This window comes from Paenibacillus sp. P32E, assembly GCF_001909085.1.
GTDB lineage: Bacteria > Bacillota > Bacilli > Paenibacillales > Paenibacillaceae > Paenibacillus_AQ > Paenibacillus_AQ helianthi.
In genome coordinates this window covers 153,526-174,186 of record NZ_LVYY01000011.1, presented here as the reverse complement: position 1 = coordinate 174,186, position 20,661 = coordinate 153,526, and the positions used below count along the sequence as shown (strand labels likewise).

25 protein-coding genes are annotated in these 20,661 nt (G+C 51.3%); 2 read left to right on the top strand and 23 right to left on the bottom strand.

Going from position 1 to position 20,661, the window contains the following annotated elements:
- Positions 1–153 precede the first annotated feature (153 nt).
- The 6 genes from A3848_RS12310 to A3848_RS31715 form a co-directional block, all read right to left on the bottom strand.
- Complete coding sequence (locus A3848_RS12310; RefSeq protein ID WP_256702331.1) at positions 154–699, bottom strand: YfiT family bacillithiol transferase; 546 nt, start codon at positions 697–699, stop codon at positions 154–156.
- On the bottom strand, positions 689–1,414 hold the full coding sequence (locus A3848_RS12305; RefSeq protein ID WP_074085224.1) for an HAD family hydrolase: 726 nt from the start codon (positions 1,412–1,414) through the stop codon (positions 689–691). The genes A3848_RS12310 and A3848_RS12305 overlap by 11 nt, the downstream gene beginning before the upstream one ends.
- A gap of 28 nt (positions 1,415–1,442) precedes the next feature.
- Positions 1,443–3,068 carry a glycoside hydrolase family 9 protein gene (locus A3848_RS12300; protein ID WP_083612108.1) on the bottom strand — a complete coding sequence of 542 codons (1,626 nt, stop codon included), beginning with the start codon at positions 3,066–3,068 and terminating at the stop codon, positions 1,443–1,445.
- Positions 3,069–3,177: 109 nt separating this feature from the next.
- Positions 3,178–3,915 carry a GTP pyrophosphokinase gene (locus tag A3848_RS12295; RefSeq protein ID WP_074085222.1) on the bottom strand — a complete coding sequence of 246 codons (738 nt, stop codon included), beginning with the start codon at positions 3,913–3,915 and terminating at the stop codon, positions 3,178–3,180.
- 144 nt (positions 3,916–4,059) lie between these two features.
- Positions 4,060–5,094, bottom strand: a complete 1,035-nt coding sequence (locus tag A3848_RS12290) for an HD-GYP domain-containing protein (protein ID WP_074085221.1) — start codon at positions 5,092–5,094, stop codon at positions 4,060–4,062.
- 144 nt (positions 5,095–5,238) lie between these two features.
- On the bottom strand, positions 5,239–5,535 hold the full coding sequence (locus A3848_RS31715; protein WP_143192387.1) for a hypothetical protein: 297 nt from the start codon (positions 5,533–5,535) through the stop codon (positions 5,239–5,241).
- Between the two features lie 256 nt (positions 5,536–5,791).
- Between A3848_RS31715 and A3848_RS12280 the strand changes: the two genes are divergently transcribed.
- On the top strand, positions 5,792–6,097 hold the full coding sequence (locus A3848_RS12280) for a Dabb family protein (protein ID WP_256702330.1): 306 nt from the start codon (positions 5,792–5,794) through the stop codon (positions 6,095–6,097).
- Here A3848_RS12280 and lepB read toward each other — a convergent pair.
- From lepB to A3848_RS12235, 9 genes are all read right to left on the bottom strand, one after another.
- Complete coding sequence (gene lepB, locus A3848_RS12275; RefSeq protein ID WP_074085219.1) at positions 6,094–6,591, bottom strand: signal peptidase I; 498 nt, start codon at positions 6,589–6,591, stop codon at positions 6,094–6,096. The two genes, A3848_RS12280 and lepB, sit on opposite strands and share 4 nt — an antisense overlap.
- Positions 6,592–6,617: 26 nt before the next feature.
- Positions 6,618–7,019, bottom strand: coding sequence for a DUF4265 domain-containing protein (locus A3848_RS12270; RefSeq protein WP_074085218.1), 402 nt, complete (start codon positions 7,017–7,019; stop codon positions 6,618–6,620).
- A gap of 43 nt (positions 7,020–7,062) precedes the next feature.
- Positions 7,063–7,929 (bottom strand): SDR family oxidoreductase, encoded by an 867-nt coding sequence (locus A3848_RS12265; protein WP_074085217.1) that lies wholly within the window; start codon positions 7,927–7,929, stop codon positions 7,063–7,065.
- Between the two features lie 156 nt (positions 7,930–8,085).
- A complete protein-coding gene (locus A3848_RS12260) occupies positions 8,086–9,228 on the bottom strand; it encodes a GNAT family N-acetyltransferase (protein ID WP_083612104.1) in 1,143 nt (380 codons plus the stop codon).
- The gene (locus A3848_RS12255) at positions 9,225–10,541 is read right to left on the bottom strand and encodes a F390 synthetase-related protein (protein WP_074085215.1); all 1,317 of its coding nucleotides are present in this window, start codon (positions 10,539–10,541) and stop codon (positions 9,225–9,227) included. Before A3848_RS12255 ends, A3848_RS12260 begins: the two co-directional genes overlap by 4 nt.
- Complete coding sequence (locus A3848_RS12250; RefSeq protein WP_074085214.1) at positions 10,538–11,392, bottom strand: MBL fold metallo-hydrolase; 855 nt, start codon at positions 11,390–11,392, stop codon at positions 10,538–10,540. The genes A3848_RS12255 and A3848_RS12250 overlap by 4 nt, the downstream gene beginning before the upstream one ends.
- A complete protein-coding gene (locus A3848_RS12245; protein WP_074085213.1) occupies positions 11,389–12,381 on the bottom strand; it encodes an NAD-dependent epimerase/dehydratase family protein in 993 nt (330 codons plus the stop codon). Before A3848_RS12245 ends, A3848_RS12250 begins: the two co-directional genes overlap by 4 nt.
- Complete coding sequence (locus tag A3848_RS12240; RefSeq protein WP_083612102.1) at positions 12,381–13,610, bottom strand: ATP-grasp domain-containing protein; 1,230 nt, start codon at positions 13,608–13,610, stop codon at positions 12,381–12,383. The genes A3848_RS12245 and A3848_RS12240 overlap by 1 nt, the downstream gene beginning before the upstream one ends.
- Positions 13,600–14,601 carry a beta-ketoacyl-ACP synthase III gene (locus A3848_RS12235; protein ID WP_074085212.1) on the bottom strand — a complete coding sequence of 334 codons (1,002 nt, stop codon included), beginning with the start codon at positions 14,599–14,601 and terminating at the stop codon, positions 13,600–13,602. The genes A3848_RS12240 and A3848_RS12235 overlap by 11 nt, the downstream gene beginning before the upstream one ends.
- A 291-nt stretch (positions 14,602–14,892) precedes the next feature.
- On the opposite strand from A3848_RS12235, the gene A3848_RS12230 reads away from it, so the two are divergent.
- The gene (locus tag A3848_RS12230) at positions 14,893–15,708 is read left to right on the top strand and encodes a hypothetical protein (protein WP_083609790.1); all 816 of its coding nucleotides are present in this window, start codon (positions 14,893–14,895) and stop codon (positions 15,706–15,708) included.
- Between the two features lie 99 nt (positions 15,709–15,807).
- Here the strand turns inward: A3848_RS12230 and A3848_RS12225 are convergent, their stop codons facing one another.
- The 8 genes from A3848_RS12225 to A3848_RS12195 form a co-directional block, all read right to left on the bottom strand.
- Positions 15,808–16,599 (bottom strand): lipid II flippase Amj family protein, encoded by a 792-nt coding sequence (locus A3848_RS12225; RefSeq protein ID WP_074085211.1) that lies wholly within the window; start codon positions 16,597–16,599, stop codon positions 15,808–15,810.
- A gap of 141 nt (positions 16,600–16,740) precedes the next feature.
- Positions 16,741–17,136, bottom strand: coding sequence for a ribosomal maturation YjgA family protein (locus A3848_RS12220; RefSeq protein ID WP_256702329.1), 396 nt, complete (start codon positions 17,134–17,136; stop codon positions 16,741–16,743).
- 33 nt (positions 17,137–17,169) lie between these two features.
- Positions 17,170–17,643 carry an NUDIX domain-containing protein gene (locus A3848_RS12215; RefSeq protein ID WP_074085209.1) on the bottom strand — a complete coding sequence of 158 codons (474 nt, stop codon included), beginning with the start codon at positions 17,641–17,643 and terminating at the stop codon, positions 17,170–17,172.
- A 58-nt stretch (positions 17,644–17,701) separates the two neighbouring features.
- Positions 17,702–17,875 (bottom strand): hypothetical protein, encoded by a 174-nt coding sequence (locus tag A3848_RS32290; protein WP_178381984.1) that lies wholly within the window; start codon positions 17,873–17,875, stop codon positions 17,702–17,704.
- 194 nt (positions 17,876–18,069) lie between these two features.
- Positions 18,070–18,567 carry a putative ABC transporter permease gene (locus tag A3848_RS12210; RefSeq protein ID WP_256702327.1) on the bottom strand — a complete coding sequence of 166 codons (498 nt, stop codon included), beginning with the start codon at positions 18,565–18,567 and terminating at the stop codon, positions 18,070–18,072.
- 207 nt (positions 18,568–18,774) lie between these two features.
- Positions 18,775–19,536 carry an ABC transporter permease gene (locus A3848_RS12205; RefSeq protein WP_074085207.1) on the bottom strand — a complete coding sequence of 254 codons (762 nt, stop codon included), beginning with the start codon at positions 19,534–19,536 and terminating at the stop codon, positions 18,775–18,777.
- A complete protein-coding gene (locus A3848_RS12200) occupies positions 19,529–20,296 on the bottom strand; it encodes an ABC transporter ATP-binding protein (protein ID WP_074085206.1) in 768 nt (255 codons plus the stop codon). Before A3848_RS12200 ends, A3848_RS12205 begins: the two co-directional genes overlap by 8 nt.
- Positions 20,297–20,310: 14 nt before the next feature.
- A complete protein-coding gene (locus tag A3848_RS12195) occupies positions 20,311–20,661 on the bottom strand; it encodes a DUF1048 domain-containing protein (RefSeq protein WP_074085205.1) in 351 nt (116 codons plus the stop codon).

The following is a 20,661-nucleotide window of genomic DNA, read 5'->3' as shown; positions in this document are numbered from 1 at the left end:
AAAAGGGGTTTTACAGTAAGGATATCTTCATTATTGAAATCTCGGCCTATACCAGCCTTAACTGAAGATTTGCCAAGACAGCAAATAAACAGAGGAAAGAGCAAGCGGCGGGAACTGTTCCCGAATCCGCTTGCTCTTTTCAATTCTCTGGGGTTACCAGCCGCTTCGTTCAATAAGTGAGGTGATCTGTGCAAGATGATGGCGGTTATGCCAGTTGTACCGCTGAATCGCTGTATCCAAAGTCATCGTACCCAGCATAAGGCTTATAAAGGTTCTATTAAATTGTTCTTCTTCCAGGGAAACCAGCAGGCCAGCGAATCGCCGGTTCAGGCTATCAAGCAGCGCAAGCGAGGTTTCAATGGGCTCCTCATGATAATCACTTAGCTCTGCCCAAAGCTCCTCCCGGTAGGAAGGAATCTCCGGCGCCTCTTCGGTGAGTCCCCGCTTAAAGCGCAGATAGGCATTCATATTGTTGTCGGCAAGATGGTGAACCACCTGCTTCACACTCCAGCCTCCTGGGCGGTAAGGCGTATTCAGTTGCTCTGGCGTGAGAGACTGGACGGTCGCTCTCCACAGTGCCGTTATATTGCGGATTTCGTCAATGGATTCTTTGCGCTGTGCCGACGTCGGCTGACCCGGGCTTACAAAAGGTCCAATGGGGTAACGCAATTGTTCTATATTGGGTAGATTAGAATTCACTGGGCTCCAGCCCCCTTTCTGCATGCAATGCCGCGCCCGTCTCAAGAATGGTAGAGAGTTCTTCAAGATTACCCACGGTTACATCCGGCTGCACCTCATGCTTCCAGGCTGATCCGGTCCGGTTGATCCAGCAGGTTCGGATTCCCGCTCTTGCGGCACCCAGCACATCCGAGGGTGAATCTCCAATATGCAGGATTTCACCGGGTTGTACGCCGTAGAATGCGATGACCTCACTGAACATCCGGTTCAGCCCGTCATTTTTGTAGGATCGATACTCTTCTGAAGTAAACAGCTTAATGGGATAATCCTTATAGAAATCCGGCAGCATCAGAGTATCCGTGTCGCTCACAATGCAGACCTGATACGCTTCAATGATCTTTTGCAGGAACGGCTCCGTGTCTTCATACAAATCGGAAAGCCGGTGCTCGGCAAAAAGAATGTCCACTGCCTTAAGGGAATCAAAGCTCAACTTGTGCTCCATGAAGACTTTCTCAAAGCCGCTGCGGAATATTTCCTTGCTGGTGTAAAAACCTCCGGCATCACGAATCGCAGCCGACTGTTCAAAATAATGTCTTAACAGCAGTTGACCGAGCTCTAAAGCCCGTTCCTTGCTAAAATCCTGCTGCAGGATCGGTCTCCAGATGTGATTCCTCCGGTCTTCAATGTTCACCAGGGTCTGGAACATGTCCAGGCTGATGATTTGGTAAGGGTTCATTGGGATTGACTCCTTAGCAGAATTTTCTCTACATATTAAACCGGGCCGTCACGAACACAGCCGGAGAGTTCCAGTAAATCGTTACCTCATTTGTGGAATAGCTTAGATCATGATCGGCAAAGCACTGGGCAGCAGGCTTGCCTTGAAGATGCTCTGCAACATATTCATCGTGCAGCCCGCGGTCGGGTCCGCCGGATACTAGGCCGGGTACCGGATCGGCTACACCGTCACCAACCGATGGCCGGTGATGAGGATGCATAACCGGACGGTCGCCGAAACCAGTCACATAGCTGATGTCCAGCACATTGCGTCCCATCAGGTAGTGCAGATGATCCAGCGCGCAAGCGGCATAGGCGGTCTCTCCACTGAAATGCTCGGCCGCCAGCAGCAGCATCGCGTTGTTCAAGACCAGCATATTGCTACCCCAGATATAATCCTCTTCCAGCAAGGAAATACGGTAGCCATCCGCCCGGCTCTGCCGCACCAGTCGATCGGCTTCTGCCAGAAGCCCCTGCTTCAGCGAAGTATACAAACCCTTCTCTGTGGCTGATTCCCCGGTCAAAAGGTACGTAAGTGTCCCGTATCCGCCCATATCCGCCCAACCCAGGCTGTATTTTGGAAATGACAGCTGTGCCAATGCCTGAACCGCCTCATGATAGACCGCTTCACCTGTGGTACGGTACAGTTCTGCCGCTGCCCAGTACTGTTCGTCCTGATCCGTATCGTCACCATATTCACCGGTGCTAATTCCCGGCGGATTCGTGAAGCCAGGCGCCTCAGGGTGCTGCTGCAGCCAACTCCAGGCCGCTTCAGCCGCAGTGAGACATTGGCGGGCATAACCTTGGTCATAAGGCTCATAGACCCTTGCCGCCATCGCCATCACACCGGCAAAGTCCCCAGTCGCTGTTGCCGATACCGGTGAAAAATACAGTTCTGCGTTATCCTCCTCCGGCATTACATCAAGACCAGGAAAGTTCAAAGTAGTCAGCTTGTGGTACACTCCGCCTGTACCAGGTTCCTGCATCTTGAACAGCCAATCCAGCTCCACCTTGCATTCCAACAACACATCCGGTGTCTTACCATCGCTCTCAGGAAGCGGAATTGAAACCGCAAATGCTGTGGGATATAGTTCATAGGCAAGCAGCAAATCGGCTATGGACTTTGCTCCAGGAACGGAGTACTTCCCGTAATCTCCGGCATCATGCCAGCCGCCGCAGCTATCCAGCGTCAGCTCCGGTTGTCCGTATACGATGCCTTCTGCCGTATGGCACGCTCCGTGGGCCCATGGACCGGCAAATTCTCCGGTCAGCTCTACACCGCAGCGGTAATAATAAAAAGCTTTCAAAAGTCCCTGCTGCAGCTCCCCATAGGGCTTGTCCCCGATCACAAAGGAGGCAGATACATGACCATCGTCTCCTTCAAGATGATACCGGCCGGCCGTTCTGACCCCGGAGAAATCTGCCACATGAACGATAGCACCGCTGGGTTTATCCACGATTGCTTTTCCGGACTTACCGGTATACACCATGGCCCCTGTCTCTTCATTGATTACCCGGAAGCCATGCCCTTCTCCGCTGAATATGGCAATTTTTGCTCCTTCTGTGGCATAACCGATTTGATTCACAGCAATGTGACGATGATCAGGCGTACTCAAAGTGTTCATATCTCCTCTATACATATGACTTTATAGAAAATAATCATCCTCTATGTAAAATCTATGCTGCCTCCTGAAACCGCTCCTCACCAGCCCATGTAAAACCCTTTTATTCGCCTAACAGCTTAATGAAACTGGCCGGCAGGTTAAACTGCTGGTTGTTGATCATGATCTGGCGCAGCTCTGCATCGGAATCGTCGCCTTGCGCATCCTTGATTTCCTTAATTTCACGGTGGAGACGCTCCATCTGCAGATCCAGCTCATATGCCTTATCGGCTGCATTCTTCAGTTCACGGGTCAGATGCTCGGGAACAGCTTGGCTGTACTTGTAAAAAATCTTGTGCTCCAGGCTGGCCCAGAAATCCATAGCAATCGTGCGGATCTGCACCTCTACACATACATGCTCCTGGCAGTCTGACAAAAAGACCGGAACCTCCACCAGCAAATGCAGGCTCTGATATCCATTCGGCTTGGGGTTCTTGATATAATCCTTCACGCCAAGCACCTTTAGATCATCCTGCTTCTGCAGCATGGCACTGACCTGATAGATATCGGAGATAAAGGAGCAGGTAATCCGTAGCCCGGCGATATCCTTAATGCTGGATTTAATCGCATCCAGCGACAACTCGCTGTTTTTGCGCAGCATTTTGTTCATAATGCTCTCTGGGGATTTAATCCGCGATTTCGTATGCTCGATCGGGCTATAGTCATGGAGCATCTGAAATTCCTGTTTTAGGATATCGATTTTGGTCTCAATTTCCTCCAGTGCAAACTTGTAAATCATCATAAAACGGGTCAATTCATATTTAATCTGTTTGAATTTCTCGATCTGATCTTGGGTGTTCATCCTCAGTTCTCCTATCTTAATCTTTCATTCATCATAGCTAATCTGCTAGCTGAATTCAAATTCCCGGCAATCAAAAAGGCCATCCCGAACTTCCGCTGTGAAACGGATGGGATAACCTTTTGTCATGTCTCGTTATTGCTCAGGCTATAAAATGATTTCTTCAACCGACAGGCTGCGTTCGCGTGACAAATCCTTGAATACATTATCCACTTTAACAAGCGGCTTGAACATGTCAAGCGGGTTATTCATCACGATCGTCCCGATTTCCCCATTGGAAAGCTGAACATTTTTGCCGACAAAACCTGGAAGGAGATGTCCTGTAAGCGCCTGGACCACCGTTCCGTTCAGCTTGCCGAAGCCCATTTCATGAACTTTGCGCAAGACGGCAACGAGCCCTTGCTTCGGCTGATTCAGCCTGGAGGTAGTCAGCCCCATATAAATATTCGCCACAGTAACAATTTCAGTGTACGGATGAATCTCATTCTTAAGAATCTGGTTCGGATACCCTGTTCCATCCTCAAATTCATGATGCTGAAGGGCCACGAGTGCTGTCTTCTCATCCATCTTGGAGCCGCGGATAATATCATATCCATAGGTGGTATGGCGTTTCAGCTCTTCCTCCTCGGCAGGAGTAAGGACTCCGGCTTTGTTCAATATGGACAGAGGCACTTGGCTCTTGCCGATATCATGCAGGTAACCTGCACGGCTGATCTCATAACGCTCCTCTTTGGAGTGGCCGAGCCAAGCAGCGATATAATACGACAGCAGGCCAACTTGCAGCGAGTGATGATATGTATCAATGTCGTCGCGCTCCAGCAATAATAGCAAGGAAACGACATCTTTCTGCGCATCCAGCGTTTCGAGCAGCGGCTGCAGCGTGTCGTCCACCATGGTTTGAGTGAAGGAGCCTTGGGCCAAAGCTTCCAGGAAAATCGATTCATAATTCTGGATGGTATGGTCGAAATTGTCATTCAGGTTGTGACTGAGTCCGTTTCCGCTCTCAGCATGGCTTATCGTGCGCGGCTCAATATCAACATACTCTATTTTGTGCCGGATCAGGATGGTGATTTCCTCACGCTGAACAACTGTTCTCTTGGGGAGAACGTGCAGGCCTACACTATTGAAAGTGTCTGTCAGAAGACAGTCGCCGTGTTTAAGATCCGTGACATGAACTTTCAAGTCTCAGCACCCCTTTTTATGTATAGGAATATTTCCCTCAATCTTTACTTGATCATAGCCCAAAAGCTGGCAAAGTAACAATATGGTTAAAGTCACGTTCCCTGTACCAGAGTAGGTATATTGAATCCCCGACTTTAGCCTCTTCTACATCCATTTCACGAATCTTTTATAGGTCAGCTTGACCCCGTTCGCTTCTGCCCAGCGGGTCAATTCTTTCATCGACTGGGCGCGGTCATCTATAAAACGAAAGGTTAGACGCATAGGAGCAATCCATTTGCCAACCGGTTGGATGCCCACTACTGGTCCGTCAATTTGGATGGCTTGGATCCTCTGTGCGTAGATGGTTTCACCACGGATTTGCAGCGAATCGGTACCCCATTTGATTTCTGCAGCTGGCCGAAGGGCATTCACAATCGACAGCACAAGGAGAACAATAAGCATAACAAGCAAGACTACTATAATATAATCCACAGTAGAATAAGGACGATATGGATTGTGTGAATTCAACGTCCAAGATTCTATTGTAATAAGTAATATAAATGACAGCATTGTACGCAAACTCAACGGAGTTTTGATTCTGGATACAGGTAATTTGTCCTGCATAATATTTTTCCTTTCACGAATCGGAATGATGGAACCCTATCCTTGAGCAGGTTATACAGCTATAATCGAAATAAAAACCTCGGGAGGACACAAAATGATGTATGAGCATCTTGTTGTTTTTAAATTTAATGAGCAATATACGTCCGAAACCGGAGAACATCTCGTACAGACGCTTATGGCGCTGAAGAATTCGATTCCCGGGATTGTGGAGCTTACGGCAGGTGTGAACAAAACGGAAGAAACGGAGAATATCCATGGATATACGCTGGGGCTTCGTGTGACCTTCAGAGATCAGGAAGCCCTGCGCAAATATGGACCCCATCCTGCACATCAGCATTTTGTGGGGCTGCTTGAGGGGATCATTGAGAATGTCGTAGTGGTGGATTACCCAATTTATTAGAAAAGATTATTAACATCCACCAGAACTTTGCCGATCAGCTTATCTTTGGCTACAAAAGGTGTGCTCCACAGATGGGCATCATAGCTCGTATTCCGGTTGTCGCCCAGAAAAAAATAGTGGTCTGCAGGAACTGTGACCGGCCCGAACGCGTAGTTCATCTTTTCCTGAAGATAAGGCTCTTCGACCCTGTCGCCGTTTCTGTACAAAGCCCCGTCCTTGATCTCAATCGTATCTCCCGGCAGCCCCATGAGGCGTTTGACATACTTTTTCTGTTCATCGCCGGGCACTGGCGGGTTAAATACGACAATATCACCATGCTTCAGTGTGGTTAACCAGAGCATTTTCTCCACCACCAGCCGGTCGTTGATCTGTATCGTCGGAATCATCGAACCGGTTGGGACTTTCATGGCTTCAGCTACATATGTACGGATAAACAATGACAAAATAATCCCGATGGCTATGCTCGGCACCCATTGCTTGAGAAATTTCTTCATATTATATCTTCCTTTCAGTTCACGAATTATATATCAAAACGTTCAAGAATCAGGGCCATTTCGGCCTCAACGTCAACTTCAGAGTACTTGGAAATATGGATCACCAGCAGACCGCCAAAGATTTGCTCCCATTTGCCCTCATATGTTGTAATCCGGTGCTTGAACTCATGGATCTCCCGCGATTCTGCAGCCTCCTTGCTCAGCAGCCAGGCATATCTGGCATAGCCCGATTTCTGCACCGTTTCCACATAGTACGCAATCCCCTGCTTCTCCTCGACCCGAATGATGTCCCCAAGGGCGATGCACGGGTTGAAAATCGGCGTTTCTTCAATACGGTATTTGCCACGCGCCACCGGCGTCACATCCAGAATCTCAATATCCCGGCCAAGCTCATCAAAGCAAATATGCAGTCCCACCTTATCCGGCATTAGGCACACCTCCATTCTTGTCAGACATCATCCTGCCTGTAATTCACTTCATGTTCTTAAGAGATTTGGCGATAATCCCTTCGAACACTTTCCAGGGCAGCAGTGTTTTACCAATCACCAGCAGACGGGAGCCCTTGCCGACTGGGTACCGCAGCCTTGGGGCCTGCATTGCTGTGATCCGTGCTATCAGTTCGGCAACCTGATCCGGTTCGGGTGCGGTCTCGGCGCTCTGCCGGGAATAACGCAGCACATCGGCAAGCTGCTTCTGATAGGGAGAATTCTCGTGGGTATGCATCCCCTCCAACCCTTTGCCCCAGATCGGTGTACGGAATGAAGCAGGCTCCACCAGTACAACCCGAATCCCAAATGGAAGCAGTTCCTGGCGCAGGCTTTCACTGAAGCCCTCCACGGCGTATTTGGAGGCGGCATAAGGGGCATATCCGGGAAATCCGGTCAAACCGCTGACGCTGCTGACATTGACAATCAGGCCCGCCCGCTGACTCCGCATCATAGGCAGAACAGTCTTAGTAACTTCAATTAGACCAAAAAAGTTCGTGTCCATCTGCCGCCGCCATTCATCCATGCCCACCTCTTCCACAAAGCCGCCGACGGCAAAACCTGCATTGTTGACCAATACATCAATTCTTCCGAATATCTCCATAGCCGCTGCTACTGCGAACTTAATGGATGCTGAGTCCGTAACATCCAGGGCCAGTACATGTATCCGCTCTGATACCCCGGCTTCTTCAGCCTGCTGCAACAACTCTCCTTGGCGGCCCAGGTCCCGCATGGTGGCTGCGACTTGGTAGCCTTTGCGGGCCAGCGCCAGGGCAGTCAGCAGACCGAAGCCGGAGGAGGCACCGGTGATGAGGGCGATTTTATTTGCATTCCGCCCGTTTTCGCTGTTCATAATTGCACCTCTTAAAAGTTTTGTAGCTTCGCTTCTTAGATTTCACTTCGTACAAAACTTGCTTCGAAAGCATACACTTTTGTTTTGTGAGCTTCGCTTCTTAGATTTCACTTCGTACAAAACTTGCTGTGACAGCTTAAGCGTAAAACAAATCCGTTACAGCTTCAACTTTTGGATCAAGGGTATGCCCACCCGCCGGAGCAGCAGCCCCAGAAAGGCCCAACCGGAACGGTTCAGCCAGGATGTGCCTTTGTCATACACTGCCGAGAACTCTGTGGCGGCCACAGCTCCGCGGTTGCGTTTGAATTGACCTACCCCGGAGCTCTCATGCAGCAGTTCTCCCCGGCTGGCAGCAAGATCAATCAGCACAGCAGACAGCATCCGGTACAGTCCGGTCGACTGCGGCAGCGAAGTATCATAGCCGAACAGCGGCGCCGTCATCGCACCCTCCCGGCTGTAGAAGCCGAGTACGGCGTCTAGCCTGCCGTTTTTGCGCAGACCGTGTACATGGAGTGTGCGCTTCTCCAGGGCAAGGCGGATGTAGGCTGCGGTGAACTTCGGATTATGTTCTGAATATTTATGGATATACAGCAGCTCATAGAGCTCCACTATGCGGGGGATGTCTTCCTCCGTAATCTGATCGGGTCCTTCAACCGTATAGCCATGCTTGTCCAGCAATGCCCGATCACGCTTGACCAGCCATTTGGCCTTCGACCCCGCAGGATGCTGCAGCAGATAAATCTGGCGGCTCGGCACCCATTTACAGCCATAGCTGCTAAGTGCGTCCATTATCGGCCCGGATGTTTCCTGGCTTAGGGAGCGAAAGAGAAGCGTATAGCCGGGATACTCGCAGCGGAGAAAGTCCAGCACCTTCAGTAACTGGTCCGGATTCACCGGAGGATACAGGTTGGTGGACAGCAGCCAGTTATTGACCTGAACCACCCGGTTGAACCTGGCAGTCCTCAGCAGATGGCCCATTCCCCGCAGAAGAGCAGCCAAGGTTCCCTCCAACAGCTGGTTATTCAGCAAAGCAAGCTCTTCACGGGCATAGCTGACATAATGCGTGTACGGAGAGCAAACATAGGAGTTAGCATACTCGGCTTCATTTACGCTGATCGGTATGGGCAAGCCGTCAACCGCAACCACCTTGACCGCAGTACGCACATTGGCAATAAAATGTTCTACCGAATGCTCCAGCAGGGCTGAAACGTATTGCTGCGCATAGCGGCCATATTCCGTATCCGGCCAGTTCAGTTCCCTAATGCTATCCCTGTCATATTGAAACACTCCATCCTTCAAAGCTTCCAGCTCCTCTCCACCCGCCGCAGCTTCACCGGTCCAGGCGAGAAGCTATATTCGGTGAACTGAAGCTGCGGAGGAATACAGCAGAGCCGGGTGAATAACCGCGAGAATTCCCTGGTTAACAGTGATTCAATATCCTCTGTGCTTCCCTCGCGTGAGCGGTACGAAATCTCCAGATCCAGCGGACTGCGCTGAATAACCCGGTAATGCTCGATCTCCGGTGAAGCTGCCATTACAGCTCGGGTGATAAAATCGGGGAACAGCGTAACCAGCTGGCCGTTCTCCAAATGGGGCAGATACAGAATATCGTCGCATCGGCCTTCAATACGTTCTATCCCCGTAAACAATGAACCGCAGGGACAAGGTGTAGCCAGTTCGGTCAGTATATCATTCAGCCGGTAGCGGATAATAGGCTGGACCTTTCTTGAAAAGTCCGTTACCACCGGCACGAAGCGTCTGGATTCGCGGTCCAGATATTCTTTTTCAATATGAACAATATCTTCATTAAGGTGCAGCGTGCCGTACTCACAGGTATATCCGAGAAATCCCTCCGTACACTGGTAAGCCTGATGCACCTTCTGCCCGAAGGTCCGTTCAATATGCTCCCGGTCCAGCGGGTCCAGAACTTCCGCTACGGAAATCAGGCGGCGCGGCTGAACGCTCAGGCTGCCCGACAGATACGCTTCAGCGAGCAGACGAAGCATGGACGGGGGTGCGATCCAGATGTCCGGACTATACTGCTCCAGCCTGTCGACCAGCTGTACGACTGGCTCCAGCAGATCAAAATACTGAAATTGCAGCCGCCCTTGTCTGACAGATTCATAGAGATTGCTGTTGGCCCGCAGAAAAAAGGCGATCTTCGCCCGTTGCCACAGCCCTCCCGGCAGCAGCTTGGCCAATACGGTTCCTGTCCATGCAGCCTGTTCTTCTTCACTGACAAGAAAGATCCCCCGGCTTCCTGACGTTCCCGACGACAAACCAACCGTAATTCCATGGAGTGTCGGCTTAAAATGACGGCTATTCTCTGCTTCATAAGCCTCGGTGAAAGCTATGTCTTTGGTGATCCCCACTGTATTCAGCGTATCAAAATTATCCATCATGAGCTGCTTCTCAATGATCGGAAATCGGTGCCACTCTGCCGCGGGGATATTGGCCCACAGATCACGGTAATAAGGGGATGCCTGGCGGATCTGTTCCACATGGTGCCGAATCCGCTTTTCCTGCCACAGCTCCAGAGCTTCCCGGTTCTTCCAGCGATGCCGCCGCCTTGTAAGGCCGTAATACCGGAGTGTGCGCAGCAGCCGTCTCATTTCACACCGCCTGTTCCCCAGCGTGCGAGTGCCTCGCGGCAGTGGCTGGGTACAATCCGCAGGTCGGGAAAGTTCTCGTGGATCTGCCGTAAACGGTCGAAATTCAGCCGGTATTCTCTGCGGTCAGACATAATGAGACTGGCTGCGGGATGTGGCCTGCGGTTCTCGCGGAAAGCCCGGCTCGACCATACGGTATCCGCGCAGAGCAGGTAGTCACATCCGCCGTCAGAGACGAACAAGCCGATCATCCCGGCAGCATGGCCTGACATTTCCACTGCCAGCAGACTTCCGTCGCCAAGCAGATCATATGCATCCCTGAAGGGAAGTCCAAAGTCCAGCGGGCGTTTGGGCGAGTGCTCGCCGATAGGCAAAGAACGGGCTGCAAAGTCTTCTGGAAGCAGTCCTGGAAGAAATCCGGCCCTAAGCGCCTTAATGGTCCCAAGCCTGCGAACGGCCTCATATGCCTTCTGTAAATAGATGAACTTCGCCCGGGGGAAGTCCCGGACACCGCCGATGTGGTCCGCATGAAAATGCGACAGCACCATGTAACGGATCTCTTCGGGTGGAATACCAGCTTCCCGGAGACGCTCCACTGCACTTTCTCCTTCCTTGAAAACTACCGGTGTAATATGGCGGTACAGTGAAGCCGGAAGCTTCGCTGTCTCCTGGAAGAATCGGGCACTGTAGCCTGTATCGAACAGGATTGGTCCATGCTGTGGATGTCTCAGCAGCACATATCCTGCCGGAAAAGCCACAGGTCTGACCGTACCGCCCTTCAGCGTCAGTATTTCGGGGTGAACGCAGTATCCTGCGGACAAAATGGACACCGATACAGGAATTGAAGTCATCATTTTTGTTCTCTCCACCATTCCGCGAAGGACTGAAGACCTTCGTCTATAGTTACACGGGGATGATAACCAAGCCGGGCCCGCGCCAGTGAAATATCGAGCGTCTGAGAGACACCGAGGGCCGAAGCCGAATAGCGGGTAAGCATCGGTTCGCCCAGGAATGGAAGCAGCTTATGTACACCTTCCAACATTCCCGCAACAGCATAAGCGGTACGATATGGAATCTGTCTGCTATGCAGTGGCATCTCTAACCGGGCAAACAGCCGCTCAAGGAGCTCCCTGAACATGACCGGCTCGCCGTTGGTGATATTGTAGGCTCGCCCGGCCGCTGACAGCGGAGCGCTGCAGCAGAGCAGCATGGCATCGATGACATTCTCCACGCAAGTTACATCGATTATTGCGCCTCCCCCATCAAGCAACGGCACCCCTTTACCTTCATTAGCCTCCAGCAGCCGCGGAAACAAGGCATTGTCCATTGGGCCGAAGATTGCTCTCGGACGCAGTATAAATGCCGTCAGCCCCTCACTTACGGCCTGCTCAACTACCTGCTCCGCTATTCGTTTGGTTGCCGTATAGCTGTTAGCCGGTTTCGGCGGAAGCGGATCTGCTTCCCGAATGCCGAACCGGCTGTTGCGGCTGGAGTATAGGCTTGGGGTCGATATATGAATCAGCCGCTGGACCCTATGCCGCTTGCAGCCCTCAACCATGTTCCGTGTAGCTGCTACATTACATGTGTAAAAGTCACTATATTTGCCCCAGGGCGAAGAGAGTGCCGCACAATGGAAGACTATATCCATACCCGTACACGCCCGGACCGCAGCTTCGCGCTCCCGCAAATCCTCACATAGAAACACAGCACCAGCCTGTTCAATCTGTTCGCCGGCCTCCCGGTTTCGCCCGAGACCGTATACTTCCCAGCCCAGTTCTACAAGCCTCTGTACCGTATGACGGCCAAGAAAACCGGTCGCGCCTGTTACAAGTGCTCTAGCCATTACTCACCGTTCCATTCTATATCTTCTGTCAGGGCTTCAGTCACCGAAATCTTATTCTGCCTGGCAAGACGATAGGCATGGTAGACGACGCGAAACTGCTCGCGGAAAGGACGCATGTCTTCCTTGCGGAAAATCACATCCTCAGCAGCACGAAATGCCCTGTTCCACCTATTCAGGCCTCCCGGTCCAGGCCGCAGGCCGCAGGCGAGCATGGGAAGTGCGAGCATGGCTTTTTTGCCTGAACGAGGTATGCTGATGCTTCCGTGCTGCGCAAGCAGCTCAGGACCCAGCAAAGCCTGCACCAGCCCATCCTCAGGAGCAAACAGATGAATTCCGCTGGTCGCGCGCGGGTTGCATTCGATCGGGTACAAAACATTGTCCTCCGCCTGGATGAAATCGAAGCCGATCTGGCCGCTGAATCCGGTGGCACGGACAAAACGCTGTATCCACTCAAAAGCTCCCGGATGCTCCAATGGTTCAAAATACACGCTTGCCCCCGCCTTGCCGGTCCGGTACCCGCTGCCATAAGCGGCATGCGCAGCCAGCTCACCTTGATGCACAACACTGTAAGTGCATATGGCCGCTCCCTTGATAAATTGCTGCGCCACCCAGGGAGCGGCGGGACAAAGACCGGGAGGAGCAGCAAGCCTGCGTGATCCGGCAAGGCCTCCCTGCCCTCCGGTGAACTTACCGGGCAAAATGACTTTGGAAGCAAACCTTGAATATGCCGGCTTGTATACCCAGGCCTCGCCCATACGCGCAGCTTCATCCGTCTGGTTATTCCATTCCTCAGGGCTGCTGAGCAGCCGTGTCACAGGGACAGTAAATCCCAGTTCCCGGGCCCAGATCATGAAGTCAGCCTTGTGATGCAAGCGGGCCAGCATCTCCGGCCCCGCACAGAGCACGCGGCAGCCAATGATGCGGTCAAGACTGGCCGAGATATAAAAAATCTCCTCGCACAGCGGAATCAGCACATCAATGTCCAGTTCCTCGACCAGCCTTGCCAGCTCATCAATATACGCCGCCGTACTATGCCTTGGCGGGGGTACACGATAGCTGCGTTCCACGGCCGAAGAAACCCTGCATAGATGATGTCTGGCGCTTTCAGCAACATATACCCGGTGTCCAGCATCCCGCAGCAGCCGGGACAGCTCCAGTGCCACAGGTGCCCTTCCCCCGGTAATGAGCACATTCAACACAGCCGGATTGCCAGTGGGATCAGTAGTCAATAATCATGCCTCCCAGTGACAGGCCTGCCGCAGTGCCAACGAACAATATGCGGTCCCCGCGCTGCACCCGTCCTTGAACGATTGCTTCATGCAGCCCCATGGGGATCGAAGCTGCGATGGTATTCCCGTGTCCAGGAGTATTGTCAAGGAATCTTTCCTCGGCAATACCCAGCTTTTTGCGGAGCAGCCGCATCGCCATTGCACTTCCCTGATGGGGGATAACCAGACGAAAATCATTCATTTGCGTATCTGTCTGCGTCAGCATTTCACTGATAAATTCCGGAAGAAGCTTGGAAGCTTTTCGAAAAATGGCTTGCCCGTCCATATGAAATAAATAAGGCAAGATATTCTCCTTGGTGTATTTTTGGGCATGCAGCCTGGTGCCTCCGCCGGCAATCTCCGAGTAACGCGCACCGCTGCTGTAAGTTTTGAGCGAGGCATGAAGAATCTTCGAAGGATCTCCGGCTGCACTAGGACCGATGACCACCACAGCCGCCCCGTCGCCAAATAGCGCCGCACTTTCCTTGTCCTCATAATTAAGTCCAGCCGAGGCAATCTCTGTAGCTACCAGAAGCACGTTCCGGTATCTGCCTGCTTCCACCATATAAGACATGACGTCCAGACCCACTAGAAAGCTGAGGCACGTTGAGTCAATATCAAATGCCGGGACACCGGAGTCCCCCTGTCCCATCGCCTGCTGGATAAATACTGCCGTACTGGGCAGGGGCTGCTCTTTAGTTCCGCTCGTGCAGACCAGGCAATCGATATCAGAAAAGCTCAAGCCGGCTGCCGCAAGCGCAGCTTCAGCGGCCTTGGCACCCATACTAGAGGCCGTTTCACCCTCTCCGGCATAATGCCGTACGCCTACACCCGTTATTTTGCCGACCCAGCCAGCAGGTGTGCCGAGCATCATGTCCAATTCCTCGTCCATCACCTTCCTTGCGGGTAAATACTTGCCGGTACCCAAGATTTTCACATGTCTAAGCTGCACGCTGTCATCTCCCTGTCTATACTGCTTCTACTGCGGATTTTATCCAATATTGTAAACTATAGAACTATTCTACTAGATTTCTTGAACCAGTTACATTAAAAATAGCAATAGAAGATCAAATAAGCGAACCTGCGTTCTTTTTTTGTTGACGATCCCTTGATTACAAGCTATAGTAAAAGGACAAATTTCATACGATAAGCGGGAGAAGCACCTCGCAGGACAGGCCTTTGCGCCTTTCTTGGGGGTGCTTTTTTGCGTCTATTATCGACCATATTACAGGAGATGATGAGAATGAAAGCAGGAATACGGAAATGGAATGCTGCTTCTGAACAATGGAACGGCGCAGGCTTTTACCGCAGAATGATAGGAATGCTGGTTCTGCTGGCAATGTTCAGCGTATATCTTCCTCATGCTGAAGCTGCATCTGACTGGGACTCCGCCCTGGAAGAGATTCATACGATGTACAGCGATTATACCGGACTCCAGGTGACATTGAAGTCGGAAGGTACGAGAACCCAGACACTCCGCAAGCAGAATAATACGGATCTCGCAGCCATAAATTTGAAGCTGAAGACCGTTGATTCCGTCTTGCTGAACCGGCTGAAGGCGGAAGCTGAAGCCATGAAGAAGAAGCATTCACCGCTATTAGAGGAATACAGTTCGCTCGGCAAGCAGATCACAGCAGCCCGCAAGGCCGGGAATCTGAAGTCGGCAACCCTGCTGGAGATTAAACGGAACAAATTGAAGGCCGCTGCAACCGCCGCCCGGTCCGAAGTCAAGGCGAAGAATACCCTGCTAGCGGAAGCCCGGGCACTTACAGCAGCCAAGCTAAAACCGGCTAAGGATGCCCTGGCTCCCATAGCCGGTCTCAAGAAGCAAATTGCAGCTCAGAATAAAGGGGCCAGCACTGCGCAGGCAGAACGTGCAGAGGCAGATAAACGATACAAAGCCGCTATTGCAGCGGGCGACGCCATCACCGCTGCGGCGGCGATGAAATTGTCTTATGCCCGCATGGGCGAGCTTCGTACGTTCGGGCAGCAATCGTATGCCTGGGAGCAGAAGATCACGCTTGCGCTCCGGGCAGCGGAAGCCAAGCTGCCAAAATGAGCCGGCGGCTGAATGCGCCAGAAGAATGAAGCCATGAAACCGCTGATACAACAGCTTTTCTATGTATAGGGTAGTGTTTCTTTTGCGCTTGGGGCATCATCAGATCAGCTGCACCAGCCAGATAATCGAATGGGCTGCAGGCAAAAGCACAGCCTGACCAAGCAAGGTTCCCAGGAACCTCGAACCCATCAGGAGGACATATATTTTGCCCAGCTGATCCCGGGAATCCGCATTTTCAGTAGCCTTATGGGTGATAATGCCAAGCTGAGGGTCGATGAAGATGGTCAGCATGATGGTAGCAAAACCATTGATCAACCCAGATGCCTGGGAGGCTGTTGTACTGAAAGCTGGTACCAGATGCGCTGCCATCAATGAAGACAGCACACCGACCGTATAAAATCCGGTAACAAATATATTCATGACAATAAAGCGCTTCGGAATGCCCAGATAACGGAAGCTGCGCAGCTTCACTTTGGGCTTGCGGATGTACTTGCGGGTGTTCTTAAGCTGACTGATCGTCACACTGGTCAGCAGCTTGGGTATGGAGCCTTCAATCTCCAGCTTGGAGATAATTCTGCCGGACAGCCCCACGAAGGTGGGGAATAAGGCAATAGCAAGCAATGTACCCAGTGAGGAGGCCAGCATGATGATCCGCAGATAATTTTCCAAAGGAAAGGTGTGATCAATCTTGGCAAGATCAACAAATTTGGCAGTAAGGGGGGCTTGAACCATATTGGCCGTTCTGGACACCAGCACGATGATTCCGGTCAGGGATAATGCAATGGCAATCTTGTTCAGCTTCACACCGGCAAAGCGCACCGAATAAGACAACGTTTCGGCTGTGTGAATGATCATGGTCAGCACGCACACTATGATTAGGTTATTCGTCATTAGGGGATCTCATCTCCATATCTGGCAGCATCTCCCTAAATATATATTCTTTAACCTCTATAATCCAGAAGCAATTTTGTAAGATTTATAGAATAGTTTATGGAATCACTTCATCACAGAAATGCCTGCTCTGCTTGTTAGTTACTTATCCTGGTGTATCATGCGGGGCGAACAAATGCGGTCCAGCGCATAAACGGACATTATCCCTGCCGTATACCGCAGAAGATCAATCCAAAGAAACCCTTTTCCGAGAATCAATCCCCCAAGCACAGAATCACGAACCACGTTGATCCATTCACTCTGATAGAGCTGGCTGAATTCAATCCCGAAACTGAAACACAGGCTCAGGACCAGTGACAGCCATCGTTGCCGCCGGGTAAACAGTACACGACAAATAAAATAAATCATTGATGCCCACAGCACATCTCCCAGATGCTTGGCAGCAAACGGTGGTATCCAGTCACCACATACTCTGGAGCTGAGCCCTAGTACAATGCATATAAGAACAGCACAACCGTATACAATTTTGGCTCTCACTACTTTCATCCCCAATAATCATAATAGCGGGTATTATTCGAAGATGACCCGTTCTTCAGCAGAATCCCGCTTAAAAATCTCCGGTGGAAATGGGATGGCAAGTTCCGGAAGCTTTTCCTCGCTTAAAAACACCAGCTCCTCCGCCTCCCCGTCGATACTTCGGAGCGTTCCCTTGACGATAGAGCATTCAAACACAATAACCGAATATTGAACCCGGTCACCATTGTTGTACTCATATGTAAACTTCTCTCCACCGAATACCCCGATAATCCGAAGCGGGTTCACCATCAGTCCTGTCTCTTCATATACCTCCCTGCGCAGTGCCCTGGATGGTGTCTCTCCGGGTTCAATGGCACCTGCAGGCAACCCCCACAGCTGTTCCCCACCCTTGCGGAGCAGAAGAACCGCACCTTCCTCATTTCTAATAACTGCCGCGACAGACGGCACCATTAACAGTTCACTCCCAACCTTCTCCCGTAGACCCCGGTAATACTCGGATATTGGCATAGTACCCCTCCTGATTGTGGATTAGCAATATTTTAACCGCTGCGGTTCTGAATCACTTTTATCGTTCACCCTTGCGGAAAGAAATTACGGTGATTTTCTCATCCTTCGCATAGCCGTCGCAGTCTGACAATTCAACCTTGTAAAATCCAGCAGCCTCAGCAAGTCCGATTGCCCTGCATACATATTCCGTTTTCCCCGCACTTACGGCCATGCCGTCTCTGGAATTGTCCACGATCCAGTGGATCACTCTGCCGTCGTTATAGAATTCATGAATAAATGGTCGCTATTGTGGACTTCTCTCACTATATTTGACAACATTAGCATGTATTCCTTGTCTCCACAAACAGCAAAGGGACATTATCGGCCCGAAGGCTGACAATGTCCCTTGATTCTCTATATTCATTCGCATACTACTATACGCAAGTTTTAACCTTCCCCAAGCTCCATCACTTTCGAACCACGCCGCCAGGTTCGGCAGGTCCAGAGCAGATCAGCAGTAAGCATCAAAGCCATGAGCGGCAGCAACAGCATCCATATTGCAGATATAGGCTGATACAGCATCTCTACAAGCGGCTGCAAACCATAAATACATATAGTCGCCAGCCCCCACCAGTATAATGAGAATTTCAGACAGATATGTCCCCGCAATTGATAGGCCATACCCGAGTAATCCCACCACTGCTTATGAAAAGCATACTTCAGCAGCCAGCCGCTGGCATACTCGACAGCGGAAGGGATGATAAAAGCCAGAGCAATTAGGAGCGGCAACGGAAGGCTAAGGTCCTTAAGCGCCACCAGCAGCAACGGTGCGAAACCATACATTGGCTTGAAGGGCCCCTTGAGAAAACCCTCCTTGCGAAAAGCCCCCTGGCTATAGAGATTATAGCTTCCTTCCAGCACCCAACCGAAAAAAGAATACAGCATAAAATAGAAAAAATATTCTCCCGCCAGCATCGCACCAGGGGAATCTCCCAGCGAAAGCAGCTGTGATATCGAAATGGTTCCCGCCCCCACCCTATTTTAGGTTTTATTGGGAAGTAGTATGCCCGGTACGGGACGGGAACCATCAAGGTAATTATTGGTTATTTTAGGCAAAACCAGTTGGGATGGCTTCAAGCCCTTTCCGCCGGTTTAAGCTGCTTTCCGTTTGTATGCGCGTACCGCAAATAGATATGCAACCATCAGTATCCCTAAGCACCACGCAAGAGCAACCCAGATATCATTGCCTACCGGCTGACTTGACAATAGAGCACGGATGGTTTCGACGATAGAGGTCACCGGCTGGTTTTCGGCAAAAGCGCGTACGGCTGAAGGCATCGTTTCGGTCGGCACAAAGGCCGAGCTTATAAACGGCAGGAAGATAAGCGGATAGGAAAATGCGCTAGCCCCTTCCACCGATTTCGCGGACAGTCCCGCAATCGCCGCAACCCAAGTCAACGCCAGCGTAAACAGTATAAGTATACCAGTTACGGCGAGCCAGGGCAGGACCCCTGCCGATGAGCGAAAGCCCATAAGGAGTGCTACGAGAATGATGACGACAAGAGAAATGACGTTGGATACCAACGAGGTTAGCACGTGCCCCCACAACACGGCGGAACGCGCAATTGGCATGGAGTGGAACCGCTCAATGATACCCCTTTGCTTATCCAGAAACAGGCGGTAAGCCGTATAGGATATCCCGCTAGCAATCGCAATGAGCAGGATACCGGGCAACAGGTAGTTCACATAATTATCCGTACCGGTTTGGATTGCGCCGCCAAATACATAGACAAACAGCAGCATCATCGCAATCGGAGTAATGCAGACCGTGATGATAGTGTCCATGCTGCGGAAAATATGACGCATAGAACGTCCAAGCATAACGCTCATGTCGCTGAAAAAGTAATTATTCATGGTTACTGACCTCCTTATTACCGATGATCGCGAGGAAGATCTCCTCCAATGAAGGTTGTTTTTCCACATACTCCACCTTTGCGGGCGGGAAGAGCTTCTTCAGTTCCTCAAGTGTGCCACCTGCTATAATTCTGCCCTCATGCAAAATGGCAATCTGATCGGCAAGCTGTTCAGCCTCATCCAAATACTGAGTGGTCAGGAATACCGTCGTGCCACCGTCCGACAGCTCCTTGACCATCTTCCATGCCTCAATACGTGCCTCGGGGTCAAGCCCTGTCGTCGGCTCGTCGAGGAAAATAAGCTGCGGGTTTCCGATCAGGCTCATGGCAATGTCTAACCTCCGGCGCATACCGCCCGAATAGGTGGAAGCCCTGCGGTTGGCGGCCTCAGTCAAGCTGAAGCGTATCAGCAGATCGTCAGCCACTTGACGCGGATTGGGGAGGTGTCGCAGTTTGGCGATCATGATAAGATTTTCCCGCCCGGTCAATATTTCGTCCACGGCGGCAAATTGCCCGGTCAGACTGATCGCATGCCGTACGTTCTCGGGATCTGACGCAACGTCAAATCCGTTAACGGTGGCAGTGCCTCCATCCTGTTTGAGCAGCGTAGTAAGGATACTGACAATCGTCGTTTTGCCCGCGCCGTTAGAGCCGAGCAGGGCGAAAATCTCCCCCCGCTTCACTTCAAAATCGATGCCCTTAAGGACTTCTGTACCCTTAAAGGATTTTCGCAGACTTTTCACCTCAATTGCTTTTTCCATCCCGGTATCCCCCTTTACTTTATTTTATCCGTCCACTTTTTCATGGCCTTGTTCACTTCCTGGTCAGCAGGTTCCTGGTAGATGTCGGCATAGGTTTTTGAATCTTTGATTAGATCGTCGCAGAAAGCGGCTACGTCATTGCCAGTCACTTGGAGCACGCCTTTTCCCAAGGCCGCGCCCTCTTCAAAAAGATCGACAATCCCCGAAAGCAGCCCCGTATCTTCGGTTAATTCGACAGGACCGACCTTAAAGTAATATCGTTGAATCTCTTTATAAACAATCTGATAATCCTTAGGGAGCGCTTTGACACGCGCCACGTGCGCCCGCCACTCTTTTTTACCTTCGATGATATCCCGTATATTCAT

Excerpts from the sequence above, each read along its gene's own strand:
- A3848_RS12255 (WP_074085215.1), bottom strand. The coding sequence starts at position 10,541 with ATGAGACGGCTGCTGCGCACACTCCGGTATTACGGCCTTACAAGGCGG.
- A3848_RS12245 (WP_074085213.1), bottom strand. The coding sequence starts at position 12,381 with ATGGCTAGAGCACTTGTAACAGGCGCGACCGGTTTTCTTGGCCGTCAT.
- A3848_RS12305 (WP_074085224.1), bottom strand. The coding sequence starts at position 1,414 with ATGAACCCTTACCAAATCATCAGCCTGGACATGTTCCAGACCCTGGTG.
- lepB (WP_074085219.1), bottom strand. The coding sequence starts at position 6,591 with ATGAAGAAATTTCTCAAGCAATGGGTGCCGAGCATAGCCATCGGGATT.
- A3848_RS12210 (WP_256702327.1), bottom strand. The coding sequence starts at position 18,567 with ATGCTGTATTCTTTTTTCGGTTGGGTGCTGGAAGGAAGCTATAATCTC.
- A3848_RS12195 (WP_074085205.1), bottom strand. The coding sequence starts at position 20,661 with ATGAATATACGGGATATCATCGAAGGTAAAAAAGAGTGGCGGGCGCAC.
- A3848_RS12230 (WP_083609790.1), top strand. The coding sequence starts at position 14,893 with ATGAAAGCAGGAATACGGAAATGGAATGCTGCTTCTGAACAATGGAAC.
- A3848_RS12265 (WP_074085217.1), bottom strand. The coding sequence starts at position 7,929 with ATGAACAGCGAAAACGGGCGGAATGCAAATAAAATCGCCCTCATCACC.
- A3848_RS12225 (WP_074085211.1), bottom strand. The coding sequence starts at position 16,599 with ATGACGAATAACCTAATCATAGTGTGCGTGCTGACCATGATCATTCAC.
- A3848_RS12215 (WP_074085209.1), bottom strand. The coding sequence starts at position 17,643 with ATGCCAATATCCGAGTATTACCGGGGTCTACGGGAGAAGGTTGGGAGT.
- A3848_RS12270 (WP_074085218.1), bottom strand. The coding sequence starts at position 7,019 with ATGCCGGATAAGGTGGGACTGCATATTTGCTTTGATGAGCTTGGCCGG.
- A3848_RS12205 (WP_074085207.1), bottom strand. The coding sequence starts at position 19,536 with ATGAATAATTACTTTTTCAGCGACATGAGCGTTATGCTTGGACGTTCT.
- A3848_RS12200 (WP_074085206.1), bottom strand. The coding sequence starts at position 20,296 with ATGGAAAAAGCAATTGAGGTGAAAAGTCTGCGAAAATCCTTTAAGGGT.
- A3848_RS12280 (WP_256702330.1), top strand. The coding sequence starts at position 5,792 with ATGATGTATGAGCATCTTGTTGTTTTTAAATTTAATGAGCAATATACG.
- A3848_RS12250 (WP_074085214.1), bottom strand. The coding sequence starts at position 11,392 with ATGATGACTTCAATTCCTGTATCGGTGTCCATTTTGTCCGCAGGATAC.
- A3848_RS12295 (WP_074085222.1), bottom strand. The coding sequence starts at position 3,915 with ATGAACACCCAAGATCAGATCGAGAAATTCAAACAGATTAAATATGAA.
- A3848_RS31715 (WP_143192387.1), bottom strand. The coding sequence starts at position 5,535 with ATGCTTATTGTTCTCCTTGTGCTGTCGATTGTGAATGCCCTTCGGCCA.